At 70.8% G+C, this 20731-nt stretch carries 18 protein-coding genes, 1 tRNA gene and 1 pseudogene; 1 reads left to right on the forward strand and 19 read right to left on the reverse strand.

Translation table 11 applies throughout. The features are described 5' to 3' along the window. Positions 1-27: 27 nt before the first annotated feature. From atpE to ACP4J0_RS18550, 18 genes are all read right to left on the reverse strand, one after another. The gene (gene atpE / locus ACP4J0_RS18465) at positions 28-255 is read right to left on the reverse strand and encodes an ATP synthase F0 subunit C (RefSeq protein WP_426523570.1); all 228 of its coding nucleotides are present in this window, start codon (positions 253-255) and stop codon (positions 28-30) included. A 70-nt stretch (positions 256-325) separates the two neighbouring features. Continuing rightward, positions 326-1147 (reverse strand): F0F1 ATP synthase subunit A, encoded by an 822-nt coding sequence (gene atpB, locus ACP4J0_RS18470; RefSeq protein ID WP_426599761.1) that lies wholly within the window; start codon positions 1145-1147, stop codon positions 326-328. 225 nt (positions 1148-1372) lie between these two features. Further along, positions 1373-1810, reverse strand: coding sequence for a hypothetical protein (locus ACP4J0_RS18475; RefSeq protein WP_426599762.1), 438 nt, complete (start codon positions 1808-1810; stop codon positions 1373-1375). A gap of 286 nt (positions 1811-2096) precedes the next feature. Beyond that, positions 2097-3449 (reverse strand): MraY family glycosyltransferase, encoded by a 1353-nt coding sequence (locus tag ACP4J0_RS18480; RefSeq protein WP_426599763.1) that lies wholly within the window; start codon positions 3447-3449, stop codon positions 2097-2099. Positions 3450-3579: 130 nt separating this feature from the next. Next, positions 3580-4836, reverse strand: a complete 1257-nt coding sequence (glyA, locus tag ACP4J0_RS18485; protein ID WP_426599764.1) for a serine hydroxymethyltransferase — start codon at positions 4834-4836, stop codon at positions 3580-3582. A gap of 87 nt (positions 4837-4923) precedes the next feature. After that, complete coding sequence (locus tag ACP4J0_RS18490) at positions 4924-5601, reverse strand: protein-tyrosine-phosphatase (protein WP_426523575.1); 678 nt, start codon at positions 5599-5601, stop codon at positions 4924-4926. Further along, positions 5598-6245, reverse strand: coding sequence for an L-threonylcarbamoyladenylate synthase (locus ACP4J0_RS18495; RefSeq protein WP_053137111.1), 648 nt, complete (start codon positions 6243-6245; stop codon positions 5598-5600). The genes ACP4J0_RS18490 and ACP4J0_RS18495 overlap by 4 nt, the downstream gene beginning before the upstream one ends. 49 nt (positions 6246-6294) lie before the next feature. After that, positions 6295-7140 carry a peptide chain release factor N(5)-glutamine methyltransferase gene (gene prmC / locus ACP4J0_RS18500; protein ID WP_426599765.1) on the reverse strand — a complete coding sequence of 282 codons (846 nt, stop codon included), beginning with the start codon at positions 7138-7140 and terminating at the stop codon, positions 6295-6297. A gap of 52 nt (positions 7141-7192) precedes the next feature. Then, the gene (gene prfA, locus ACP4J0_RS18505; RefSeq protein WP_426523577.1) at positions 7193-8269 is read right to left on the reverse strand and encodes a peptide chain release factor 1; all 1077 of its coding nucleotides are present in this window, start codon (positions 8267-8269) and stop codon (positions 7193-7195) included. A gap of 108 nt (positions 8270-8377) precedes the next feature. Further along, entirely contained in the window at positions 8378-8602 is a 225-nt protein-coding gene (rpmE, locus tag ACP4J0_RS18510; protein ID WP_019326867.1) for a 50S ribosomal protein L31, read from the reverse strand. Between the two features lie 149 nt (positions 8603-8751). Continuing rightward, on the reverse strand, positions 8752-9888 hold the full coding sequence (locus ACP4J0_RS18515) for an LCP family protein (RefSeq protein ID WP_426599766.1): 1137 nt from the start codon (positions 9886-9888) through the stop codon (positions 8752-8754). 423 nt (positions 9889-10311) lie between these two features. Continuing rightward, on the reverse strand, positions 10312-12378 hold the full coding sequence (gene rho / locus ACP4J0_RS18520) for a transcription termination factor Rho (RefSeq protein ID WP_426599767.1): 2067 nt from the start codon (positions 12376-12378) through the stop codon (positions 10312-10314). 411 nt (positions 12379-12789) lie between these two features. Continuing rightward, a complete protein-coding gene (gene thrB, locus ACP4J0_RS18525) occupies positions 12790-13719 on the reverse strand; it encodes a homoserine kinase (protein WP_426599768.1) in 930 nt (309 codons plus the stop codon). A 442-nt stretch (positions 13720-14161) separates the two neighbouring features. Continuing rightward, the gene (gene thrC / locus ACP4J0_RS18530; RefSeq protein WP_384694018.1) at positions 14162-15220 is read right to left on the reverse strand and encodes a threonine synthase; all 1059 of its coding nucleotides are present in this window, start codon (positions 15218-15220) and stop codon (positions 14162-14164) included. Positions 15221-15226: 6 nt separating this feature from the next. After that, a complete protein-coding gene (locus tag ACP4J0_RS18535; protein ID WP_426523588.1) occupies positions 15227-16516 on the reverse strand; it encodes a homoserine dehydrogenase in 1290 nt (429 codons plus the stop codon). A gap of 222 nt (positions 16517-16738) precedes the next feature. After that, a complete protein-coding gene (gene lysA, locus ACP4J0_RS18540) occupies positions 16739-18139 on the reverse strand; it encodes a diaminopimelate decarboxylase (protein ID WP_426599769.1) in 1401 nt (466 codons plus the stop codon). 18 nt (positions 18140-18157) lie between these two features. Beyond that, entirely contained in the window at positions 18158-19237 is a 1080-nt protein-coding gene (gene nrtL, locus ACP4J0_RS18545) for an ArgS-related anticodon-binding protein NrtL (protein ID WP_426599770.1), read from the reverse strand. Between the two features lie 150 nt (positions 19238-19387). Further along, positions 19388-19828 carry a response regulator gene (locus ACP4J0_RS18550; protein WP_426599771.1) on the reverse strand — a complete coding sequence of 147 codons (441 nt, stop codon included), beginning with the start codon at positions 19826-19828 and terminating at the stop codon, positions 19388-19390. Positions 19829-20040: 212 nt separating this feature from the next. On the opposite strand from ACP4J0_RS18550, the gene ACP4J0_RS18555 reads away from it, so the two are divergent. Next, positions 20041-20112, forward strand: a tRNA-Arg gene (locus ACP4J0_RS18555). A 251-nt stretch (positions 20113-20363) separates the two neighbouring features. Here ACP4J0_RS18555 and ACP4J0_RS18560 read toward each other — a convergent pair. Beyond that, positions 20364-20729, reverse strand: a pseudogene (locus ACP4J0_RS18560) (tyrosine-type recombinase/integrase); the annotation flags it as partial. Between the last annotated feature and the right edge of the window lie 2 nt (positions 20730-20731).

Consider the following 20731-nt stretch of genomic DNA (forward strand, 5'->3'; position numbering starts at 1 on the left):
CTAGTGAGCCGGTCGCGGATCAGATGATCACGTGCCGTAGACGAACGGCATGACCAGGCCGATCAGGGCGAGCGCCTCACAGAAGGCGAAGCCGAGGATCTGGTTGGCGCGGATCAGGCCGGCGGCCTCGGGCTGACGGGCGATGGCTTCGGTGCCCTTACCGAAGATGATGCCGACGCCGATGCCGGGGCCGAAGGCGGCGATGCCGTAACCGATGGAAGCGATCGAACCGCTGACGGCAGCAAGCTGGGACATGCCAGTTCTTCCTTTTCTTCACGGGCCGGTGGGGGTGGGCCACCGGACGACTGGGGGCGGGGCGGGACGCTCAGTGGTGCTCGGCGAGCGCGCCCTGGATGTAGGTAACGGTCAGCAGGACGAAGACGTATGCCTGCAGGGCCTGGATGAAGAGCTCGAAGGCGGTCATCACGATGACCATCACGAACGAGACGCCGGCGTAGGCGATCCCGATCCCGTTCAGCAGGTACCAGCTGGCGATGGTGAACAGCACCAGCAGGATGTGTCCCGCGAACATGTTCGCGAAGAGTCGCACGGCGTGGGTGAAGGGCCTCACGAGCAGGTTCGAGAAGGCCTCGATCAGCATGACGACCGGCAGGGCCCCACCGAGCGACTTGTCGTAGCCGGTGAAGTTCTTCAGGGCGCCGACGAAGCCGTGCTTCCTGAAGGTCAGTGAGACCCAGACGACGTAGACGAGCAGGGCGAGCACCATCGGGTACGCGATGATCGACGTCACCGGGAACTGGGCGAGCGGGATGATCGACCAGAGGTTCATCATCCAGATGAAGAAGAACAGGGCGACGACGAACGGGACGTACTTCTCGCCCTCGCGCTTGCCCATCGTCTCGTAGACGACACCGCGGCGGATGAAGTCGTAGCCGGTTTCGGCGACCATCTGGAGCTTGCCGGGGACGACCTGGGGCCGGCGGAACGCCGCCCAGAAGAAGCCGACGATGATGATCGAGCCGAGCAGCGCCAGCAGCATCGTCTTGTTGAAGTACACGTTGCTGTCGCCGTCGCCCCACATGGGCTCGAACAGGAACGAGTGCAGCCCGGGAGACGGGAAGCCACAGCCGTCGAAGATGTGGCAGTCGGTCTCGAAGGCGAGCACCTGTGTCTGGTCAGCACTCACCGCGGGCTCCTTCAGCGTGGCGCATGGATTCGGCAACCTCGTGGTGTCGGCGCGGCACGGGGCCGCGGATCGGCACGGGACTGGTGTTACGGGTATGGGGGCGGCCGGGGGGCATCTCGCCTCGCGATGTGGCAGGCGTCAGCTGGGATGCCCGCGCCCGCGATGCCGCAGTTGGCACCGGACGATAGCAGGGTCTCTCATGCGCCTTTATCCCGCCCCTACGTCTCACGACGGACGCCCCGGGGTTTCCTTCTTCTCGCCCGTCGTCGACTCGGGCTCCACGTAAAGGATTTTGGCCTTCATCTGGGCGCGCGCCTGCGCGGCGACCCAGGTGAGAGTGCCGGCGAGCAACGAGAGAGCGAAGACCTTGGGATGGAACAGCGTCGTGTCCCTGAAGAGCACGATGAAGATGAACATCAGCGCAATTTGCGCCATGTACATCATCAGCGCCATTGCCTGGAACAGCGTCGGCAACGACTTCGCGGTCCACTGGAGGACGTACAGTCCCGCGCCCATGAAAAGGATCACGACGACCGCTCCGACGACCGCCCCGACCGCACCCTTGCCCCCTTCGACGGCACCGCCGATCGCGACTGCGACCGCACCGACGACAGCGGTGGGCACGGCAGCCTGGACCAGGATCCGGACGTCGTTGGAGGGCATGGCGGCAGCTCCGCTTTCAGGGGGCAGGGGGTGTCGTCATGGACGAGCGTAGTCCCCCGGGTCGAGTGCAGAACTCTCACCAATGGGCCGTCGCACTGCGGCCCTTCGGCTCCATCCGGGGTTCTCGTGAACGGTATCACAAACTATTTGATGAGGTCTTTACCTGAGGGTGTGCTGGCCGTCACACATGAGAGTGACGGTGCGCGTTTGTGCAAGTACAGCGCCGCTTTATCTGGTATTGCGGCGATTCGCTTCCCCATGGGTTGGCAATGCTCTAGTCAGATTCTTACCTTGTGCGCGAACGGGGGCCGACGGCGGTGGCCCCGTTGACGCCCGAGACCCCCGCCGGGACCGGAACACGGTCGCCGGTCGTGGCCTCGTCGGCCGTGACCTCGTCACTCGCGCCCTGATCGGTCCCACCCTCGCCCTCGTCCACGACCACGGCGGGCTCCACCGCGGCGACGGCCGCCTTGCGGCGGCGGTAGCGGGGAGGCACGAAGCGCTCGGCCCAGCGGGGGGCACGGGGGGTGAAGCGCGGCGTCAGGAGCAGGACCAGGCCGATCGCGCTGAGGAAGACGACGCTCAGCACGATCCACATCGACGCGGCGTTCACGGAGTAGGCGAGCGCGCCGAAGGCGATCAGCGCCGAGAAGAAGTACATGATCAGCACCGCGCGGCTGTGCGAGTGGCCGATCTCCAGCAGCCGGTGGTGCAGGTGCCCCCGGTCCGCGGCGAACGGCGACTGGCCGCGCCAGGTGCGCCTCACGATCGCCAGGATCAGGTCGGCGGCCGGGATGGCGATGATGGTCAGCGGCATCACCAACGGGATGTAGACCGGCACCATCTGGTGCACCGAGGCGCGCTCGGAACCGGAGAACAGGTTCATCAGGTCCGGGTCGACCTGGCCGGTGACCGAGATCGCGCCGGCCGCCAGGACGAGCCCGATCAGCATCGAGCCGGAGTCCCCCATGAAGATCCGGGCGGGGTGCATGTTGTGCGGCAGGAAGCCCAGGCACATGCCCATGAGGATGGCCGCGAAGAGCGACGCGGGCGCCGCGGCCTCGATGCCGTACGAGTACCAGATCCGGTAGGCGTACATGAAGAACGCCGTCGCCGCGATGCACACCATGCCGGCCGCGAGACCGTCCAGGCCGTCCACGAAGTTGACCGCGTTGATGGTGATGACGACCAGCGCCACCGTCAGCAGGGTGCCCTGCCACTGGGTGAGCGCCACCGTGCCGACCCAGGGCACCGGAATCCACAGGATGGTCAGACCCTGCACCACCATCACGCCGGCGGCGATCATCTGACCGCCCAGCTTGATCAGGGCGTCGATCTCGAACTTGTCGTCCAGGACGCCGATCAGCCAGATCAGGGCGGCTCCGGACAGCAGGGCCCGGGGTTCGTTGGAGTTCTCGAAGACCTCACTGAGGTTGGTGAGGTGGTCGGCGACCAGCAGGCCCGCGCAGAGTCCGAAGAACATCGCGATCCCGCCGAGCCGCGGAGTGGGTTCCCGGTGCACGTCACGGGCCCGGATCTCCGGCATCGCCCCCGCCACGATCGCGAACTTCCGTACCGGCCCTGTGAGCAGATACGTCACCGCGGCCGTGATGCAGAGCGTCAGCAGGTATTCACGCACAGGCTTCCCCACAGGTCTCGCTGGCCATCCTCGACCCCACACCCTAGCGATGCGCGCATACGGTTGAGGACTTCCGGGTATCGACGATGGTTGCACGTGTGGCTGTGCACACGTGTGCGCCTACCCTGACTCACTCCGGGTAGGGCGGGAATTCCGTGACCAGATCCCGTACGTCGTTCCGTGCCGCGGCGGCGTCCGCCCCGCCCCGCAGTACCTCCGCGAGCAGCGTGGCCACCGCCCGCATCTCCCGCTCCCCCATGCCCTGCGTGGTCACGGCCGCCGTGCCCAGCCGCAGCCCGCGGGCGTCGCCGTGCGGCAGCGCGCAGCAGTCCAGGACGATCCCGGCCGCCGCGAGCCGGCCCCGCGCGGTCTTCCCGTCGACACCGAGCGGGGCGGGGTCGGCGGTGATCAGGTGGGTGTCGGTGCCGCCGGTGGTGACGACCAGGCCCTCGGCGGCCAGGTGCGCCGCCAGCGCCCGGGCGTTGGCGATCACCTGATGGGCGTACGCGGCGTACGCGGGGGTCGCCGCCTCGCCGAACGCGACCGCCTTGGCGGCGATGGTGTGCATCTGCGCACCGCCCTGGGTGAACGGGAAGACGGCCCGGTCCACCCGCTCGGCCAGTTCGCCACCGCACAGGATCATGCCGCCGCGCGGGCCGCGCAGCACCTTGTGCGTGGTGGCGCACACGATGTCGGCGTACGGCACCGGGCTGGGCGCCGCTCCCCCGGCGACCAGCCCGATCGGGTGCGCGGCGTCCGCGACGAGGTAGGCGCCCACCTCGTCGGCGACGTCGCGGAAGAAGGCGTAGTCGAGGTGGCGGGGATAGGCGATGGAACCGCACACGATCGCCTTCGGCCGGTGCGTGCGGGCCAGGGTGCGCACCTGGTCGTAGTCGACGAGTCCGGTCTCCGCGTCCACGCCGTAGCCGACGAAGTCGAACCAGCGGCCGGAGAAGTTCGCGGGCGAGCCGTGCGTGAGGTGTCCGCCGTAGGGCAGGCCGAGGGCGAGGACGGTGTCGCCGGGGCGCAGCAGCGCCGCGTAGGCGGCCAGGACGGCGGAGGAGCCGGAGTGGGACTGCACGTTGGCGTGCTCGGCGCCGAAGAGGTCCCGGGCCCGCTCCACGGCGAGCCGCTCGGCGACGTCGACGATCTCGCAGCCGCCGTGGTGCCGGGCGCCCGGGTAGCCCTCGGCGTACTTGTTGGCCAGCGGGGAGCCGAGGGCGGCGAGCACGGCGGGGGACGTGAAGTTCTCGGCGGCGATCAGCTGGAGCGTCGTCGACTGCCGGCGGCGTTCGGCGAGCAGGATCTCCGCCAGTTCGGGGTCCTGGCGCAGCAGGACCCCGAGCATGCTGTCATCGGCCTCGATGAGGTCGCGGGTGACCGACATGGTGCGCTCCGGGCGTGCGTCGACGGTGACGTACGACCAATGTAGGCCCGGAGGACCGAAGCCGCCCGGCGTCGCGGGGCGTCCCGGCTACGTCCGCGCCGCGACCCCCGTCAGCGCCGTCACCACCGGATCCAGCGCCTGGTGTATCTCGTCCCCGATCGACCGGAAGAACGGCAGCGGCGCCCCGTACGGGTCGTACACCTCGTCCGCCTCCACCGTGGGGGCCAGCAGCCAGCCGCGCAGCGCGGCGGCGGCGCGGACCAGGGCGCGCGCACGGGCGACCACCCCGTCCTCGAGGGGCGGCAGCGTCGCCGGGTCGATGGCGTTCACCAGGCGGGTGAACTCCTTGAGGGTGAAGGTGCGCAGGCCGGCCGAGTGCCCCATGGAGATGACCTGCGCCCGGTGGTCCCGGGTCGCGGTCAGCACGAGGTCCGCGCGGATGACGTGCTCGTCGAGCAGCTCGCGCCCGGTGAAGCCGGCCGCGTCCGCGCCGAAGTCCGCGAGGACCGTCTCCGCGTTCGACTCCATGGGCGCGCCCTCGTGGCCCCAGGTGCCCGCGCTCTCCACGATGAGTCCGCCGCCCAGCACGCCGAGCCGCTCCGTCACGAAATGCCGGGTCAGCCGCTCGGTGATGGGCGAGCGGCAGACGTTGCCGGTGCTGACGTGGAGGATGCGGAAGCTGTCGCGCGGGAAGCCGAACGTCGTCGTGATCTCCGCGGCGCGTTCCCCGTCGCCTATGCCACGCCCCGTCTCAGGGGCCGTCAATTCGCCACCTCGAGGTCGGGTACCACCTTGCGCAGCTCCTCCGCCGACAACGCGCCCGCACGCAGCAGCACGGGCACCTCGCGGGTGACGTCGACGATGGACGACGGGACGTTGCCGGGGGTGGGGCCGCCGTCGAGGTAGACGGAGACGGAGTCGCCGAGCATCTGCTGGGCGGCGTCGCAGTCCTCGGGCGCCGGGTGGCCGGTGAGGTTGGCGGAGGAGACGGCCATGGGGCCGACCTCGGTGAGCAGCTCGATGGCGACGGGGTGCAGCGGCATGCGGACGGCGACCGTGCCGCGGGTGTCGCCGAGGTCCCACTGGAGGGACGGCTGGTGCTTGGCGACGAGCGTCAGCGCGCCCGGCCAGAAGGCGTCGACCAGCTCCCAGGCCAGCTCGGAGAAGTCGGTGACCAGGCCGTGCAGGGTGTTCGGCGAGCCGATGAGGACGGGGGTGGGCATGTTGCGTCCCCGGCCCTTGGCGTCCAGCAGGTCGGCTACGGCCTCCCCGGTGAAGGCGTCGGCTCCGATGCCGTACACGGTGTCCGTCGGCAGCACCACGAGCTCGCCACGGCGGACGGCGGACGCGGCCTCGCGCAGACCGGTCACACGGTCGGTCGCGTCGTTGGTGTCGTATCGCCGTGCCATTAGCGGGCCTCCTCGTACACGTACTGCGGGGTTGAAGTCAGGGGGACGGTCACGGCAGCGCCTTGCGGGCGGTCGCGAACCGCGGGCGGTTGTTGAGGTCGGGGTGGTCGGCCGCGTCGGCCCAGCCCCGCTCCTCGGTGAAGATCCACGGCACCTGGCCGCCCTGGGTGTCGGCGTGCTCGACGACGACCACTCCGCCGGGGCGTAGCAGGCGGTGCGCGGTGCGTTCCAGGCCGCGGATGAGGTCGAGGCCGTCCTCGCCGGAGAACAGGGCCAGCTCGGGATCGTGGTCGCGGGCCTCGGGGGCGACGTACTCCCACTCGGTGAGCGGGATGTACGGCGGGTTGGAGACCACCAGGTCGACCTGGCCGTCGAGGTCCGGGAAGGCCGTCAGGGCGTCGCCCTGGCGCAGTTCGACCCTGGACCCCTCCATGTTCTTCCGCGTCCACACCAGGGCGTCCTCGGACAGCTCCACGGCGTACACCCGCGAGCGGGGCACCTCCTGGGCGAGCGCGAGCGCGATGGCGCCCGAGCCGGTGCACAGGTCGACGATGCACGGCTCGACGACGTCCATGGCGCGTACGGCGTCTATGGCCCAGCCGACGACGGACTCGGTCTCGGGGCGGGGCACGAAGACGCCGGGGCCTACCTGGAGCTCCAGGTAGCGGAAGTAGGCGCGTCCGGTGATGTGCTGGAGCGGTTCGCGCGCCTCGCGGCGGGCGATCACCTCCCAGTACCGGGCGTCGAAGTCCGCGTCCGGCACGGTGTGCAGCTCGCCCCGCTTGACGCCGTGCAGATGGGCGGCGAGCTCCTCGGCGTCGGTGCGCGGCGAGGGCACGCCGGCGTCGGCCAGCCGCTGGGTGGCCTGGGCCACCTCCGCGAGCAGCAGGTTCACGCTGGTCCTCCGGGGGCTGAGCTGTGGTCCGGTGCGGGTGGTGCGGCGGTGCCTACGCGGCGGCGAGCTTGGCCGCCGAGTCCGCGTCGACGCAGGCCTGGATCACCGGGTCGATGTCGCCGTCCAGGACCTGGTCCAGGTTGTACGCCTTGAAGCCGACGCGGTGGTCCGAGATGCGGTTCTCCGGGAAGTTGTACGTACGGATCTTCTCGGAGCGGTCGACGGTGCGGACCTGGCTGCGGCGGGCGTCCGCGGCCTCCTTCTCCGCCTCCTCCTGCGCCGCCGCGAGCAGCCTCGAGCGCAGGATACGCATCGCCTGCTCCTTGTTCTGCAGCTGGCTCTTCTCGTTCTGGCAGGAGGCGACGACTCCGGTCGGAATGTGCGTGATGCGCACGGCGGAGTCGGTGGTGTTGACGGACTGGCCGCCGGGGCCGGAGGACCGGTAGACGTCGATGCGGAGGTCGTTGGGGTTGATCTCGACGTCGATCTCCTCGGCCTCGGGCGTGACGAGCACACCGGCCGCGGAGGTGTGGATACGGCCCTGGGACTCGGTCGCGGGCACCCGCTGCACGCGGTGCACCCCGCCCTCGTACTTCAGCCGCGCCCAGACGCCCTGTCCGGGCTCGGTGGCGCCCTGGCCGCCCTTGGTCTTCACGGCGACCTGGACGTCCTTGTAGCCGCCCAGCTCGGACTCGGTGGCGTCGATGATCTCGGTCTTCCAGCCGACCCGCTCGGCGTAGCGCAGGTACATGCGCAGCAGGTCGCCGGCGAAGAGCGCCGACTCGTCGCCGCCCGCGCCCGCCTTGATCTCCAGGATGACGTCCTTGTCGTCGCTGGGGTCGCGCGGGACGAGCAGGAGGCGGAGCTTCTCGGTGAGCTCCTCGCGCTGCTTGTCCAGCTCCTTGACCTCGGCGGCGAAGTCCGGGTCGTCCGCGGCCAGCTCGCGCGCGGTCTCCATGTCGTCGCCGGTCTGCTTCCAGGAGCGGAACGTGGCGACGATCGGGGTGAGCTCGGCGTACCGCTTGTTCAGCTTGCGCGCGTTGGCCTGGTCGGAGTGGACCGACGGGTCGGCGAGCTTCTTCTCCAGGTCGGCGTGCTCGGCGACGAGTTCCTCGACGGCCTCGAACATCTTGGGCTCCTGCTACTGCTTGGGAAGGGGAAGACGGGCGACCAAAAACGCCGGTCCCGGCGCTCCCCCGGCTGGGGGCGCGGCCGTGGACCGGCGGTTGGAGGCTCGCTACTTCTTGGAGCCGGCGGCAGCCTTGCCGAAGCGGGCCTCGAAGCGGGCCACACGGCCACCGGTGTCGAGGATCTTCTGCTTGCCCGTGTAGAACGGGTGGCACTCGGAGCAGACCTCGGCCCGGATGGTGCCGGACTCGATGGTGCTGCGGGTGGTGAACGACGCGCCACAGGTGCAGCTGACCTGCGTCTCGACGTACTCGGGGTGGATGTCGCGCTTCAAGGTGTCTCCTACTGTTCCGGGAGGGCGCCGGGTCGCCGCCGCGGGCTGCGGGGGCGTGAACCGGGGCCGACGTACCAGTCTGCCAGGACTGGCGTCCTCTCCCAAAACCGGGGGCCGCGGCCGTCTATTCCCCGGGCCTGCCGACGCCCCTACGGGGCGCTGTTCACCACGCCCTCGGCGCCGCCCGACGCCGTGCCCCGCGTCGCCGCCGCCGGGACCGGCCTGTCGTTCTTGAGGGCGGTCCACACCTGCTCGGCCTTGGTCTTCTCCACCAGGACGCGGTTGGCGTCCGCGGGGTCGTAGACGACCGGCATCGTGACCATGTTCATGTTCGAGGCGTCGATGCCCTTGAGGCCGCTCGCGAAGGACATCAGGGAGTTCACCGAGCCCAGGTCGGAGTCGGTGGTCAGCGTCTTGGTGGCGGTGTCGGCGATGTCGTACAGCTTCTTGGGGTTGCCGAGCAGGCCGATGTCCTTGACCCGGTCGGCCAGGGCCTTGACGAAGGCCTGCTGGAGCTGGATGCGGCCGAGGTCGGAGCCGTCGCCGACGCCGTGCCGGGTGCGGACCAGGCCGAGGGCCTGCTCACCGGTCAGCGTGTGGGTGCCGGCGGGCAGGTCGAGGTGGCTGTCGGGGTCCTTGATGGCCTCGGTGGTGGTGACCTCGACGCCGCCGAGGTCGTCGACGAGCTGCTGGAAGCCGCTGAAGTCGACCTCCAGGTAGTGGTCCATGCGCAGACCGCTGATCGACTCCACGGTCTTCACGGCACAGGCGGCGCCGCCGGTGGAGTAGGCGGAGTTGAACATCACCTCCTCGGCGGCGGGGTGCTCATTGCCGTCGGTGTCGGTGCACGCGGGGCGGTCGACGAGGGTGTCGCGCGGGATGGAGACCACGCTGGCCTTCTTGTGGCCCTTGTGGACGTGCACGACCATCGCCGTGTCGGAGCGGGCGGTGCCGTCGTCGGTGCCGCCGCCGAGCTCCTTGTTGCCGTCGGCGCGGGTGTCGGAGCCGAGGACGAGGATGTTCTCGGAGCCGTTGCCGGCCTTCTCGGGCCGGTCGGTGCCGAGGACCTGGTCGATGTCGACGCTCTGGAGGTTGCCGTTGAGCTTGAAGAACAGCACCCCGGCGCCGGTGCCGCCCAGGACGACGACGCCCGCGGCGGTCCAGGCCGCGACCAGCAGGGCCTTGCGCCGCCCGCTGCGCGGTCTGCGGCGGCGGCCCTTGCCCCGGTGGCGGGACCCGGAAGCCTTCCCGGGTATGGCGGGATCCGGCGTGCTCTCGGCGGACATGTGCTCCTCGGCTCTCGTACGGTCGGTTACCCCCTGGGCTCGGGGTCGGGCCGGCCGGCGCCGGCGATATGGCCGGTACCTCACCATCGTCCCTCCGTGGAGGGACGGAGAAACCCGGCACAGGGTTGCACAGCGCCCTGTGGGCTCCCGGTGCGCAGCGGGCACGGAGCGGACACGGAACGGGTACGGAGTGTGTTCGAGTCGCGTCCGGGCGCTGTGCGGGGGCCGCGCGCGCATGGCCTTCACCTGCGCTTTTGCTCCGGGTGTCCGCTGACGGCCGTCATCAGCGCAGTGACGTTGCGTGTGGCAAAGGTCTCGTTTCGGCAACGGCCGGTGTGCGGGTGGAGTGGGCGGGCGGACGCGGAAGGGCCGCTCCCGGTGCGGGAGCGGCCCTTTCGTCGATGCGTGCCGGGAGTCCGGCCCTCAGTCGCCGTTGCCCGGCGTCGGGGTCGTCTTCTGGATCTGCATCAGGAACTCGCCGTTCGACTTGGTCTGCTTCATCTTGTCGAGGAGCAGCTCGATCGCCTGCTGCTGGTCGAGGGCGTGCAGCACCCGGCGCAGCTTCCAGGTGACGGCGAGCTCCTCGCTGCCGAGCAGGATCTCCTCCTTGCGGGTGCCGGACGCGTCGACGTCCACCGCCGGGAAGATGCGCTTGTCGGCGAGCTTCCGGTCGAGCTTGAGCTCGGCGTTGCCGGTGCCCTTGAACTCCTCGAAGATGACCTCGTCCATGCGGGACCCGGTGTCCACCAGTGCGGTGGCGAGGATGGTCAGCGAGCCGCCGTCCTCGATGTTGCGGGCCGCACCGAAGAAGCGCTTCGGCGGGTACAGGGCGGTCGAGTCGACACCACCGGACAGGATGCGGCCGGAGGCCGGGGCGGCGAGGTTGTACGCGCGGCCCAGACGGGTGATCGAGTCGAGCAGGACGACCACGTCGTGACCCAGCTCCACGAGGCGCTTGGCGCGCTCGATGGCGAGCTCGGCGACCGTGGTGTGGTCCTCGGCCGGGCGGTCGAAGGTCGAGGAGATGACCTCGCCCTTCACCGACCGCTGCATGTCGGTGACCTCTTCCGGACGCTCGTCGACCAGGACGACCATCAGGTGGCACTCGGGGTTGTTGTGCGTGATCGCGTTGGCGATCGCCTGCATGATCATGGTCTTGCCGGTCTTCGGCGGGGCCACGATCAGACCGCGCTGTCCCTTGCCGATGGGCGCGACGAGGTCGATGATGCGGGTGGTGAGGACGCCGGGGTCCGTCTCCAGACGGAGGCGGTCCTGCGGGTAGAGCGGCGTCAGCTTGTTGAACTCCGGCCGCCCGCGGCCGTGTTCGGGCGCCATGCCGTTGACGGAGTCCAGGCGCACCAGCGCGTTGAACTTCTCGCGGCGCTCGCCCTCCTTGGGCTGGCGCACGGCACCGGTGAGGTGGTCGCCCTTGCGCAGGCCGTTCTTGCGGACCTGGGCGAGGGAGACGTACACGTCGTTGGGGCCGGGCAGGTAGCCGGAGGTCCGGATGAACGCGTAGTTGTCGAGGATGTCGAGGATGCCGGCCACCGGGATGAGGACGTCGTCCTCGTTGACCTGGGGCTCCTGGATCTCGTCGCGTCCGCGGCGGCCCCGGCGGTCCCGGTAGCGGCCACGGCGGCCGCGGCGTCCGCCGTCGAAGTCGTCGTCGTCCTGCTGCTGGCGGTCCTGGCCGCCGCCCTGCTGCCGGCGCTGCTGGCCGCCGCCCTGGTTCTGCTGGTCGTCGCCCTTGCCCCGGCGGTCGCGGTCGCGTCCGCGGTCGCCGCGGTCGCGGTCACCACGGTCACGGTCGCGGTCGCCGCGGTCACGGCGGTCGCGACGGCGGCCTTCGCCGCCCTCACCGTCGAGGCGGGCGTCGCCCTGGCCCTGCTGCTGGCCGGAGGGCTCGGTCTTCGGCTCGCTCTTCGTCTCGACGGCCACCGTCTCGGTGGCGGCGGACGGGCTGCCCGCGTCGGCGGTGGCCCGGCGGCGACGGCGCTCGGAGGGGGCGTCGTCGGTGGCCTTGTCGGCCGTCGGCGAGACCTTGGGGGTCGGCTGGCCGGGGATGTCGATCTGCTGCTGGGCGGCTGCCTTGTCGGCGGCCGCCTTGTCCGCCTTCTTCTCGGCCCGGCCGGCCTTCTCCGCCTTCTCGGCGGGGGCCTCGTCACCCGTACGGGCCCGGGAGGTGCTGCGGCGCTTCGGCTTGGTCTCGCCGGCGGCGTCCGCCGCGGCGGGCGCGGCCTTGGCGGGGGCGCCGCCCGCGGCCTGCGCCTCCTTGATGACCTCGATCAGCTGGCTCTTGCGCATACGCGCGGTGCCCCTGATGCCGAGGCCGGATGCGACCTGCTGCAGCTCGGCCAGCACCATGCCCTCGAGGCCGGTACCACGGCGCCGCCGGGAGCCGGCACCGGTGGCAGGCGCGGAGGCGTCCGTGGAGGGCGCGGCAGCGGTCTCCTCGACACGTGCGCCCATCAGATCGGTGGTGTCGCTCACGAAGGGTCCTTCCCTGGAGCGGACGTCGGCCTGTCTGGCTCGGCGACCGGTTGTGCTGTCCGGCTTCGGTCCTTGCTGTGCGAACCGTGCCGGGGCGGTGGTCCGCCTGAACGGCGGAAGAGATATCTGGTGATGGCGCTTCCCCTAGCCGTGGCACCCAGTGTCTGTGCCATGCGGCGTGGTCGCACCGGTTCCGAAGCGTGCCCGGCGGGCCGCTCAGTGTCCGCGTCGGCCGTACTGATCACGTACGACGTCCACGGCACAAGGCGGCTTGGGGGGCTCCCGGAAGAATGTCTGTCCCGGACGGGGACACGAGGCACCTCGCCATGGTGGGGTCGGGTGCAGACTTGAGATTAACACTACCGGATCCAACAAATATTCCCCCTCTCGAAATCCGGCAACCGTATGCCTCTAAATGTCGCTGGAGGGCGCCAGCGGCAGGACGCTCGCGCCCTGCTGGTCCAGGCTGAGCCGGTTGGCCGCCCAGTCCGTACCTGCCAGCGCCTCGACCTTGTCGGCCGTGTCGGCGTCGGCCAGGGCCATCACGGTGGGTCCGGCACCCGAGATCACCGCGGGGATGCCGTCGCCGCGCAGCCGCTCCACCAGCGCCGCGCTCTCCGGCATGGCCGGCGCGCGGTACTCCTGGTGCAGGCGGTCCTCGGTGGCCGGCAGCAGCAGCTCGGGGCGCCTGGTGAGCGCCTCGACGAGCAGCGCGGCGCGGCCGGCGTTGGTGGCGGCGTCGACGTGCGGGACGCTGCGCGGGAGGAGACCTCGTGCGGTCTCCGTCAGTACCGGCTTTCCGGGCACGAAAACCACCGGAACGATGGAATCGGCGGGCTCCATCCTGATGGCCCGGGCGGCGCCGGAATCCATCCAGGACAGGGTGAAGCCGCCCAGCAGACAGGCCGCCACGTTGTCGGGGTGGCCCTCGATCTCGGTGGCGAGGTCGAGCAGCGCGGCGTCGTCGAGGCGGGATTCGCCGCCTATGGTCACCGCGCGCGCCGCGACGATGCCGGCGCAGATGGCGGCGGAGGAGGAGCCGAGGCCGCGGCCGTGCGGGATGCGGTTGGCGCAGACGATCTCCAGGCCGCGCGGCTGTCCGCCCAGGAGGTCGAAGGCGGTGCGCAGGGCGCGGACGAGGAGGTGCTTCTCGTCGCGCGGCAGCGTCTCGCTGCCCTCGCCCGCGATGTCGATGTGCAGCCCTGAGTCGGCCACCCGGACGACCACGTCGTCGTACAAGCCCAGCGCGAGGCCGAGGGCGTCGAAGCCCGGGCCGAGGTTGGCGCTGGTGGCGGGGACGCGCACCCGGACGGCGGCGGCGCGGAACGCTGGACCGGCCATCGCTTGATGACTCTCCTTGAGCTGCGTGACTGTCGAATGAGATTCGATGACTTACGGAACCCGGGCTCGCCGCTGCCTGCCCAACGGCCGACCACCGCCTGCCCGACGACTCCCGGCCGCTTCCCGACCGCGGAGACGGCGCGGCACCACGGCATATGCGGCGGGCGGGTTCGGTACAGCCTATCGAAGGAAGGTTCTGTGGCGACATAGGGCGCACAGGAGGCGCACGATGCGTGTCGTAAGCCCCCTGTGCACCCCCCGTCAGTGACATGCCCGGCTGGACGTCGCTTACGCCCCCGTACGCTGGGCGCGTTTTCGCGGGGACCACCGGATCACGGGACCACCGGATCACGGGACTACGGGACCACAGGATCCCGGGACCCCGGGACCCCGGGACCCCTGGGACGGATGACGGGGATGACGGGGACGGGGACGGGGTCCCTCAGACCAGACCGAGCCGCTCGGCCGCCGTCGCCGCGTCGACCGGGACGGTGACCGGCTGCGGGGCGCCGGCGACGGCCCAGTCCGGGTCCTTCAGCCCGTTGCCGGTGACGGTGCACACGATCCGCTGCCCCGGGTCGACCTTGCCCTGCTCGGCGGCCTTCAGCAGACCGGCGACCGACGCGGCGGACGCGGGCTCCACGAAGACGCCCTCCTGCGAGGCCAACAGCCGGTAGGCGCGCAGGATCTCACGGTCCGTCACCTCGTCGATGGCGCCGCCCGACTCGTCCCGCGCGGCGAGCGCGAAGTCCCACGAGGCGGGGTTGCCGATGCGGATGGCGGTGGCGATGGTCGACGGGTCCTTGACGACCTCGCCGCGCACGATCGGGGCGCTGCCGGAGGCCTGGAACCCCCACATGCGCGGCGCCTTCGTGCTGACCTTGTCGGCGGCGTACTCCTTGTACCCCTTCCAGTACGCGGTGATGTTGCCCGCGTTGCCCACCGGCAGGACGTGGATGTCGGGCGCGTCGCCGAGCATGTCCACGATCTCGAAGGCGGCCGTCTTCTGCCCCTCTATACGCACCGGGTTGACCGAATTGACCAGCGCCACGGGATAGTTGTCGCTGAGCGCGCGGGCGAGCGTGAGGCAGTCGTCGAAGTTGCCGTCGACCTGGAGGATCTTCGCGCCGTGCACGAGGGCCTGGCCCATCTTGCCGAGCGCGATCTTGCCCTGCGGCACGAGGACGGCGGACACCATCCCGGCCCGCACGCCGTACGCGGCGGCGGAGGCGGAGGTGTTGCCGGTGGACGCGCAGATGACGGCCTGCGCACCCTCCTCCTTGGCCTTGCTGATGGCCATGGTCATGCCGCGGTCCTTGAAGGACCCGGTCGGGTTCGCCCCCTCGACCTTGAGGTGGACCTCGCAGCCCGTGCGCTCGGAGAGCACCTGCGCGGGCACGAGCGGCGTGCCGCCCTCGCGGAGCGTCACGACGGGCGTGCTGTCGGAGACGGGCAGCCTGTCCCGGTACTCCTCGATGATTCCGCGCCACTGGTGGGTCATTGCTGGTTACTCTCCTTCAACCCGCATGATGCTGGCGACACCCCGCACGGTGTCGAGCTTGCGCAGCGCCTCGACCGTACCGCCGAGGGCGGCGTCGGACGCACGGTGGGTGACGACGACGAGGGATGCCTCGCCGTCCTTGCCGGACTGCCGCACGGTGTCGATGGAGACACCGTGCTCCGCGAACACGGTCGCGACCTGGGCGAGCACGCCCGGTTTGTCGGCCACGTCGAGGCTGATGTGGTAGCGCGTGACGACGTCGCCCATCGGCGAGACGGGAAGCGCCGCGTACGCGGACTCGCCGGGTCCGGTGGCGCCGCCCAGCCGGTTGCGGCAGACGGCGACGAGGTCGCCGAGCACGGCGGACGCGGTCGGCGAACCGCCGGCGCCGGGCCCGTAGAACATGAGCTGACCGGCCGCGTCGGACTCGACGAAGACGGCGTTGTAGGCGCCACGCACGTTCGCCAGCGGATGGCTGAGCGGGATCATCGCGGGGTGCACGCGCGCGGTGACCGACCCCCCGTCCGCGGCCCGCTCGCAGATGGCGAGGAGCTTGATGGTGCAGCCCATCTCCTTGGCGGAGGCGAAGTCGGCGGCGGTGACCTCGGTCATGCCCTCGCGGTAGACGTCGTCGAGGCGCACGCGCGTGTGGAAGGCGATCCCGGCGAGGATGGCGGCCTTGGCGGCGGCGTCGAAGCCCTCGACGTCGGCGGTCGGGTCGGCCTCCGCGTACCCGAGGGCGGTGGCCTCGTCGAGCGCCTCCTGGTACCCGGCGCCGGTGCTGTCCATGGCGTCGAGGATGAAGTTGGTCGTCCCGTTGACGATGCCGAGCACCCGGTTGACCTTGTCGCCGGCGAGGGACTCGCGCAGCGGCCGGATCAGCGGGATGGCACCGGCGACGGCGGCCTCGTAGTACAGGTCCTTGCCGTTCGCGTCCGCCGCGGCGTGCAGCGTGGCGCCGTCCTGCGCGAGGAGCGCCTTGTTGGCGGACACGACCGACGCGCCGTGCTCGAAGGCGGTGGTGATGAGGGTCCGGGCGGGCTCGATCCCGCCGATGACCTCGACGACGACGTCGATGTCCCCGCGTTTGACCAGGGCGGTGGCGTCGGTGGTGACGAGGGCGGGGTCGATGCCCTCGCGCACCCGGTCGGGCCGCCGTACGGCCACGCCCGCGAGCTCCACCGGGGCCCCGATCCGGGCGGCGAGGTCGTCGGCGTGCGTCGTCATGATGCGCGCCACCTCTGAGCCGACCACTCCACAGCCCAGCAGCGCCACCTTCAGCGGACGCGTACGCATCATCCGACCTCGTTTCCTCATACCGTCTACGGTTGGACCAGTCTCACGCACCGGACGGGACTTTCTGCCTTTCGTCCGAATCGTGAGACGTTTATTTCATTTTCGCCGGGCGGATGACGGAAGATCTTCCGCCCGGTTCGTCCTCTGTCCGCCTGCGCGCCCGTCCGTCCGTCCGCACGTCCGCCCGTCCGCCCGTCCGTCTGCCGGTTCTCACCCGGCTGCTCACCCGACGTCGAGCCGCAGCAGGTCCTCCTCGGTCTCCCGCCGCACGATGACCCGCGCCTCGCCGTCCCGTACGGCGACCACGGGCGGACGCAGCACGTGGTTGTAGTTGCTGGCCATGGAACGGCAGTACGCCCCGGTCGCCGGTACGGCGATGAGGTCACCGGGTGCCAGGTCGCCCGGCAGGAAGGCGTCCTTGACCACGATGTCCCCGCTCTCGCAGTGCTTGCCGACGACCCGCACGAGCATGGCCTCGGCGTCGGAGGTGCGGGAGACGAGGGCGACGCTGTACTCGGCGTCGTACAGCGCGGTGCGGATGTTGTCCGACATGCCGCCGTCGACGGAGACGTACGTACGCAGCCCGTCGAGCGGCTTGACGGTGCCGACCTCGTAGAGCGTGAAGGCGGTGGGCCCGACGATGGCACGTCCCGGCTCGACGGAGATACGGGGCGTGCGCAGCCTGGCGCTCTCGCACTCCCGCGTGACGATCTCGGTCAGCGCCTTGGCGATCTCGTGCGGCTCACGGGGGTCGTCGTCGCTGGTGTACGCGATTCCGAGTCCGCCGCCGAGGTCGATCTCGGGCAGCTCGACACCGTGCTCGTCGCGGATGTCCTTGAGCAGCCCGACCACCCGGTGGGCGGCGACCTCGAACCCCGACATGTCGAAGATCTGCGACCCGATGTGCGAGTGGATCCCGATGACCTCGAGCCCGTCGAGCTGGAGCGCCCGCCGCACGGCTTCCGCCGCCTGCCCGCCGGCCAGCGGAATCCCGAACTTCTGGTCCTCGTGGGCGGTGGCGATGAACTCGTGCGTGTGGGCTTCGACTCCCACGGTGATACGGATCTGCACCCGCTGCCGCTTGCCCTGCGACTGGGCGATGTGGGCGACGCGCACGATCTCCTGGAAGGAGTCGAGCACGATCCGCCCGACGCCGGCGCGGACGGCCCGCTCGATCTCCTCGGGCGACTTGTTGTTGCCGTGGAAGGCGATGCGGTCGGCGGGCATCCCGGCGGACAGCGCGGTGGCCAGCTCACCCCCCGAGCACACGTCGAGGTTCAGCCCCTCCTCGTCCAGCCACCGCACGACGGCGCGCGACAGGAAGGCCTTGCCCGCGTAGAAGACGTCGGCATCCGCGCCGAAGGCGGTACGCCAGGCCCGCGCCCGGGCCCGGAAGTCGGCCTCGTCGAGGACGTAGGCGGGGGTGCCGTACTCCTCGGCGAGCCGCGTGACGGGGATCCCGCCGACGGTGACGACACCGTCCGCGTCCCGGCCGACGGTCTGGGACCAGACCTTGGCGTCGAGGGCGTTGAGGTCGGCGGGCGGGGCTGCGCTCGACGCGGAGCGCCCCTCGGGAAGGACGTCGGCGTGACGGGGCCCGGCGGGGTGTGCGGAACGGCTCATGTCGTCTACTGCGCTCTCTCAGAGATGGTCGGGTGCGTCGATACCGAGGAGGGACAGGCCGCCGGCCAGCACCGCCCCGACGGCTTCGGCGAGGGCCAGCCGGGCGCGGTGGGCGGCCGAGGGTTTCTCCCCACCGCGGGGCAGCACGGCCGGCAGGAGGGGCAGCGCGGCGTCGGCGACGGTGACGAGGTGCCGGGCGACCCGGTCGGGTGCGCGGTGCGCCACGGCGGCGGCGAGGACCCGGGGGTGGTCGGCGAGGGCGGCGAGGACGTCCCGCGCCGTGCCGGCCACCGGGCCGGGCTCGGCGGCGAAGCGGAGATCCGCGGCGTTGCGGGTCAGGGCACGGGTGCGGGCATGGGCGTACCGCACACGGAAGAGGGGGTTGCCCTCGCGCTGCACGAGGTGCTCGTCGCCGATCCGGGGCCGGTCGTGGGCGGCGGGGTGCAGCAGGGCCCAGCGGCCGGCGTCACGGCCGAGGGGCAGCGGGTCGGCGGGGGCCGGGACGGGCCGCACGTCCACCGGCAGAGCCGCGACCGCCGGGCCGGCCGCGTCGACGCGTACGCCGAGGATGGCGGTCCACTCGGGCTCGAGCGGGGCGACACAGCTGGTGCGGACCGGGGCGCCCTGGGAGCGCAGGATGCGCGCGGCGGCGTCGGCGACGACGACGGCACGGAGGTCGTGGGGGCAGTGCAGGGGCACGATGCGGCTGTCGGCCGTGCCGGCCCTGCCAGCCCTGCTGGCCCTGTCAGTCCCGTCGGCGTGCCCGTACCGGGCCCCGCACCGCAGGATCTCCTCGACGAGGTCGGTCGGCGCGGTGCCGTGGAGGCTGATGTTGAGGAACCCGGGGCCGGTCAGGACGACGTCGGTGATCCCGTCGACGTCGACGAGGTACGGCCGCAGCACCTCGGCGACCCGGCGGGGCGGCTGCCCGGCCGGCCGGGCGAGCTGGAGGGCGATGCTGGTGGCGTAGTCCCCGCACCCTCCGGGCCCCGGCGGCGCGACCACGGCTCGCTCCGGGACGCTCACGTTCAGCTCACCCGCGTCGACAGCGCGACGCACCGCGTGCAGCACGGTACGGGAGAGCTCTACGGGGGTCACGGGTCAAGCGTATGGGAGGAGGGGGGTGGGTAGGCGAACCGGTTTGCGGCAGTCCCGGGATGTGGACGGAGACCGTGCGGGAACGGGCGTGTCGAGACGGCCCCGCACGCGTCAGCCGTTGCCGCGAGCCACCCACCCGTCCGGGACCGACTAGGCCTGAGCAGGCGATTCGCTCTCCCCGGCGAGGCCGAGGACGCTGGTGAAGGAAGACGAGGCCTTCCGCTCGACCAGTTGCCGGACCAGGCCGACGAGCTCGGCGGGCTCGAAGGGCTTGGAGAGGAAGGCATCGGCCCCGGCGTCGAAGCCGGCGTCGACCTCGTACTGGGTACAGGCACTGACGATGGCGATCGGAAGATCCCGGGTCCGCGGATCGGCACGCAGCCGGGCGGCGGTCCTGAGCCCGTCGAGCCGGGGCATGACCACGTCCAGCGTGACGGCGTCGGGCTGCACCTGATGGACGACTTCAAGACACTCGGCACCATCGGCCGCGGTCACGACCTCGAAGCCCTCCAGCTCGAGATTGACCCTGATCAGCTGCCGGATGACCTTGTTGTCGTCCACAACAAGAACTCGGCCAGACGCCCTAGGCACAACTCGAGAGTAGGTCCGGACCGGCCACCGCGTCCGGGTTTTCCCCACTTCCACCCCGTGCGAGGGACAACGCCCGCGCGGCTGACGCCCCGGGAGACCCACGGGACACCCACGAGACACCCCACGACCCGCGAAAACCCGTTCATGACCACCCCGGGGAAGCTGGTAGTGTTCTACCCGTCGCCGCGAGCAACACCGAACGCGGCGGACACGCCCCCGTAGCTCAGGGGATAGAGCAACGGCCTCCGGAGCCGTGTGCGCAGGTTCGAATCCTGCCGGGGGCACCTTGCATGAGGTGCTCAAAGACCCCGCCATCAGCGAGTTCGCTGAGAACGGGGTCTTCGCGTATGGCGGATGCGGTCGGAAGCAGGCGTTTGCCAGTGATCACGTTGTAATAGCGTGTTGATCTTGGAGTGCTTTACAGCAGGTCAGCGGGCCCCCGAAGGGCCCTCGGCGCAGCTTTGTACACCAGACGCCAAAGGGCCGGGAGCCCCGGTTTTCTCCGGGGCTCCCGGCCCTTTGATCGTGACTGTCCTCAGTTCTCGGTGTCGTCCTCCTCCAGCCCTCGCATGATCCGGTCGTTCATCTCCTGCTCCTGGCCGCCGATGCACTTGGCGTAGATCTTTAGGAGCACGTCCACGGAGTGGCCGGCCCGCGCGGCGACCTCTGGGGCGGGCACACCCGAGTTGAGCCACTGGGAGACGCCCGCGTGCCGGAGGTCGTACGGCCGCAACGCCAGGACCGAGAAGACCTGATCGGGGAGGAGCGCCAGTTCCCGAGCCTGCTTCCAGGCACGGGAGTACGACGACGCGGCGATCACGTTGCCCCGCTCGCAGGAGAACAGCCGCCCGTCATCCGCCGTGCCGAACTCGTCCAGGTGCTCGCGGAGCAACCTCCACAGTC

It is taken from the genome of Streptomyces sp. WG7 (assembly GCF_049975785.1).
In the GTDB taxonomy this organism is placed as follows: domain Bacteria; phylum Actinomycetota; class Actinomycetes; order Streptomycetales; family Streptomycetaceae; genus Streptomyces.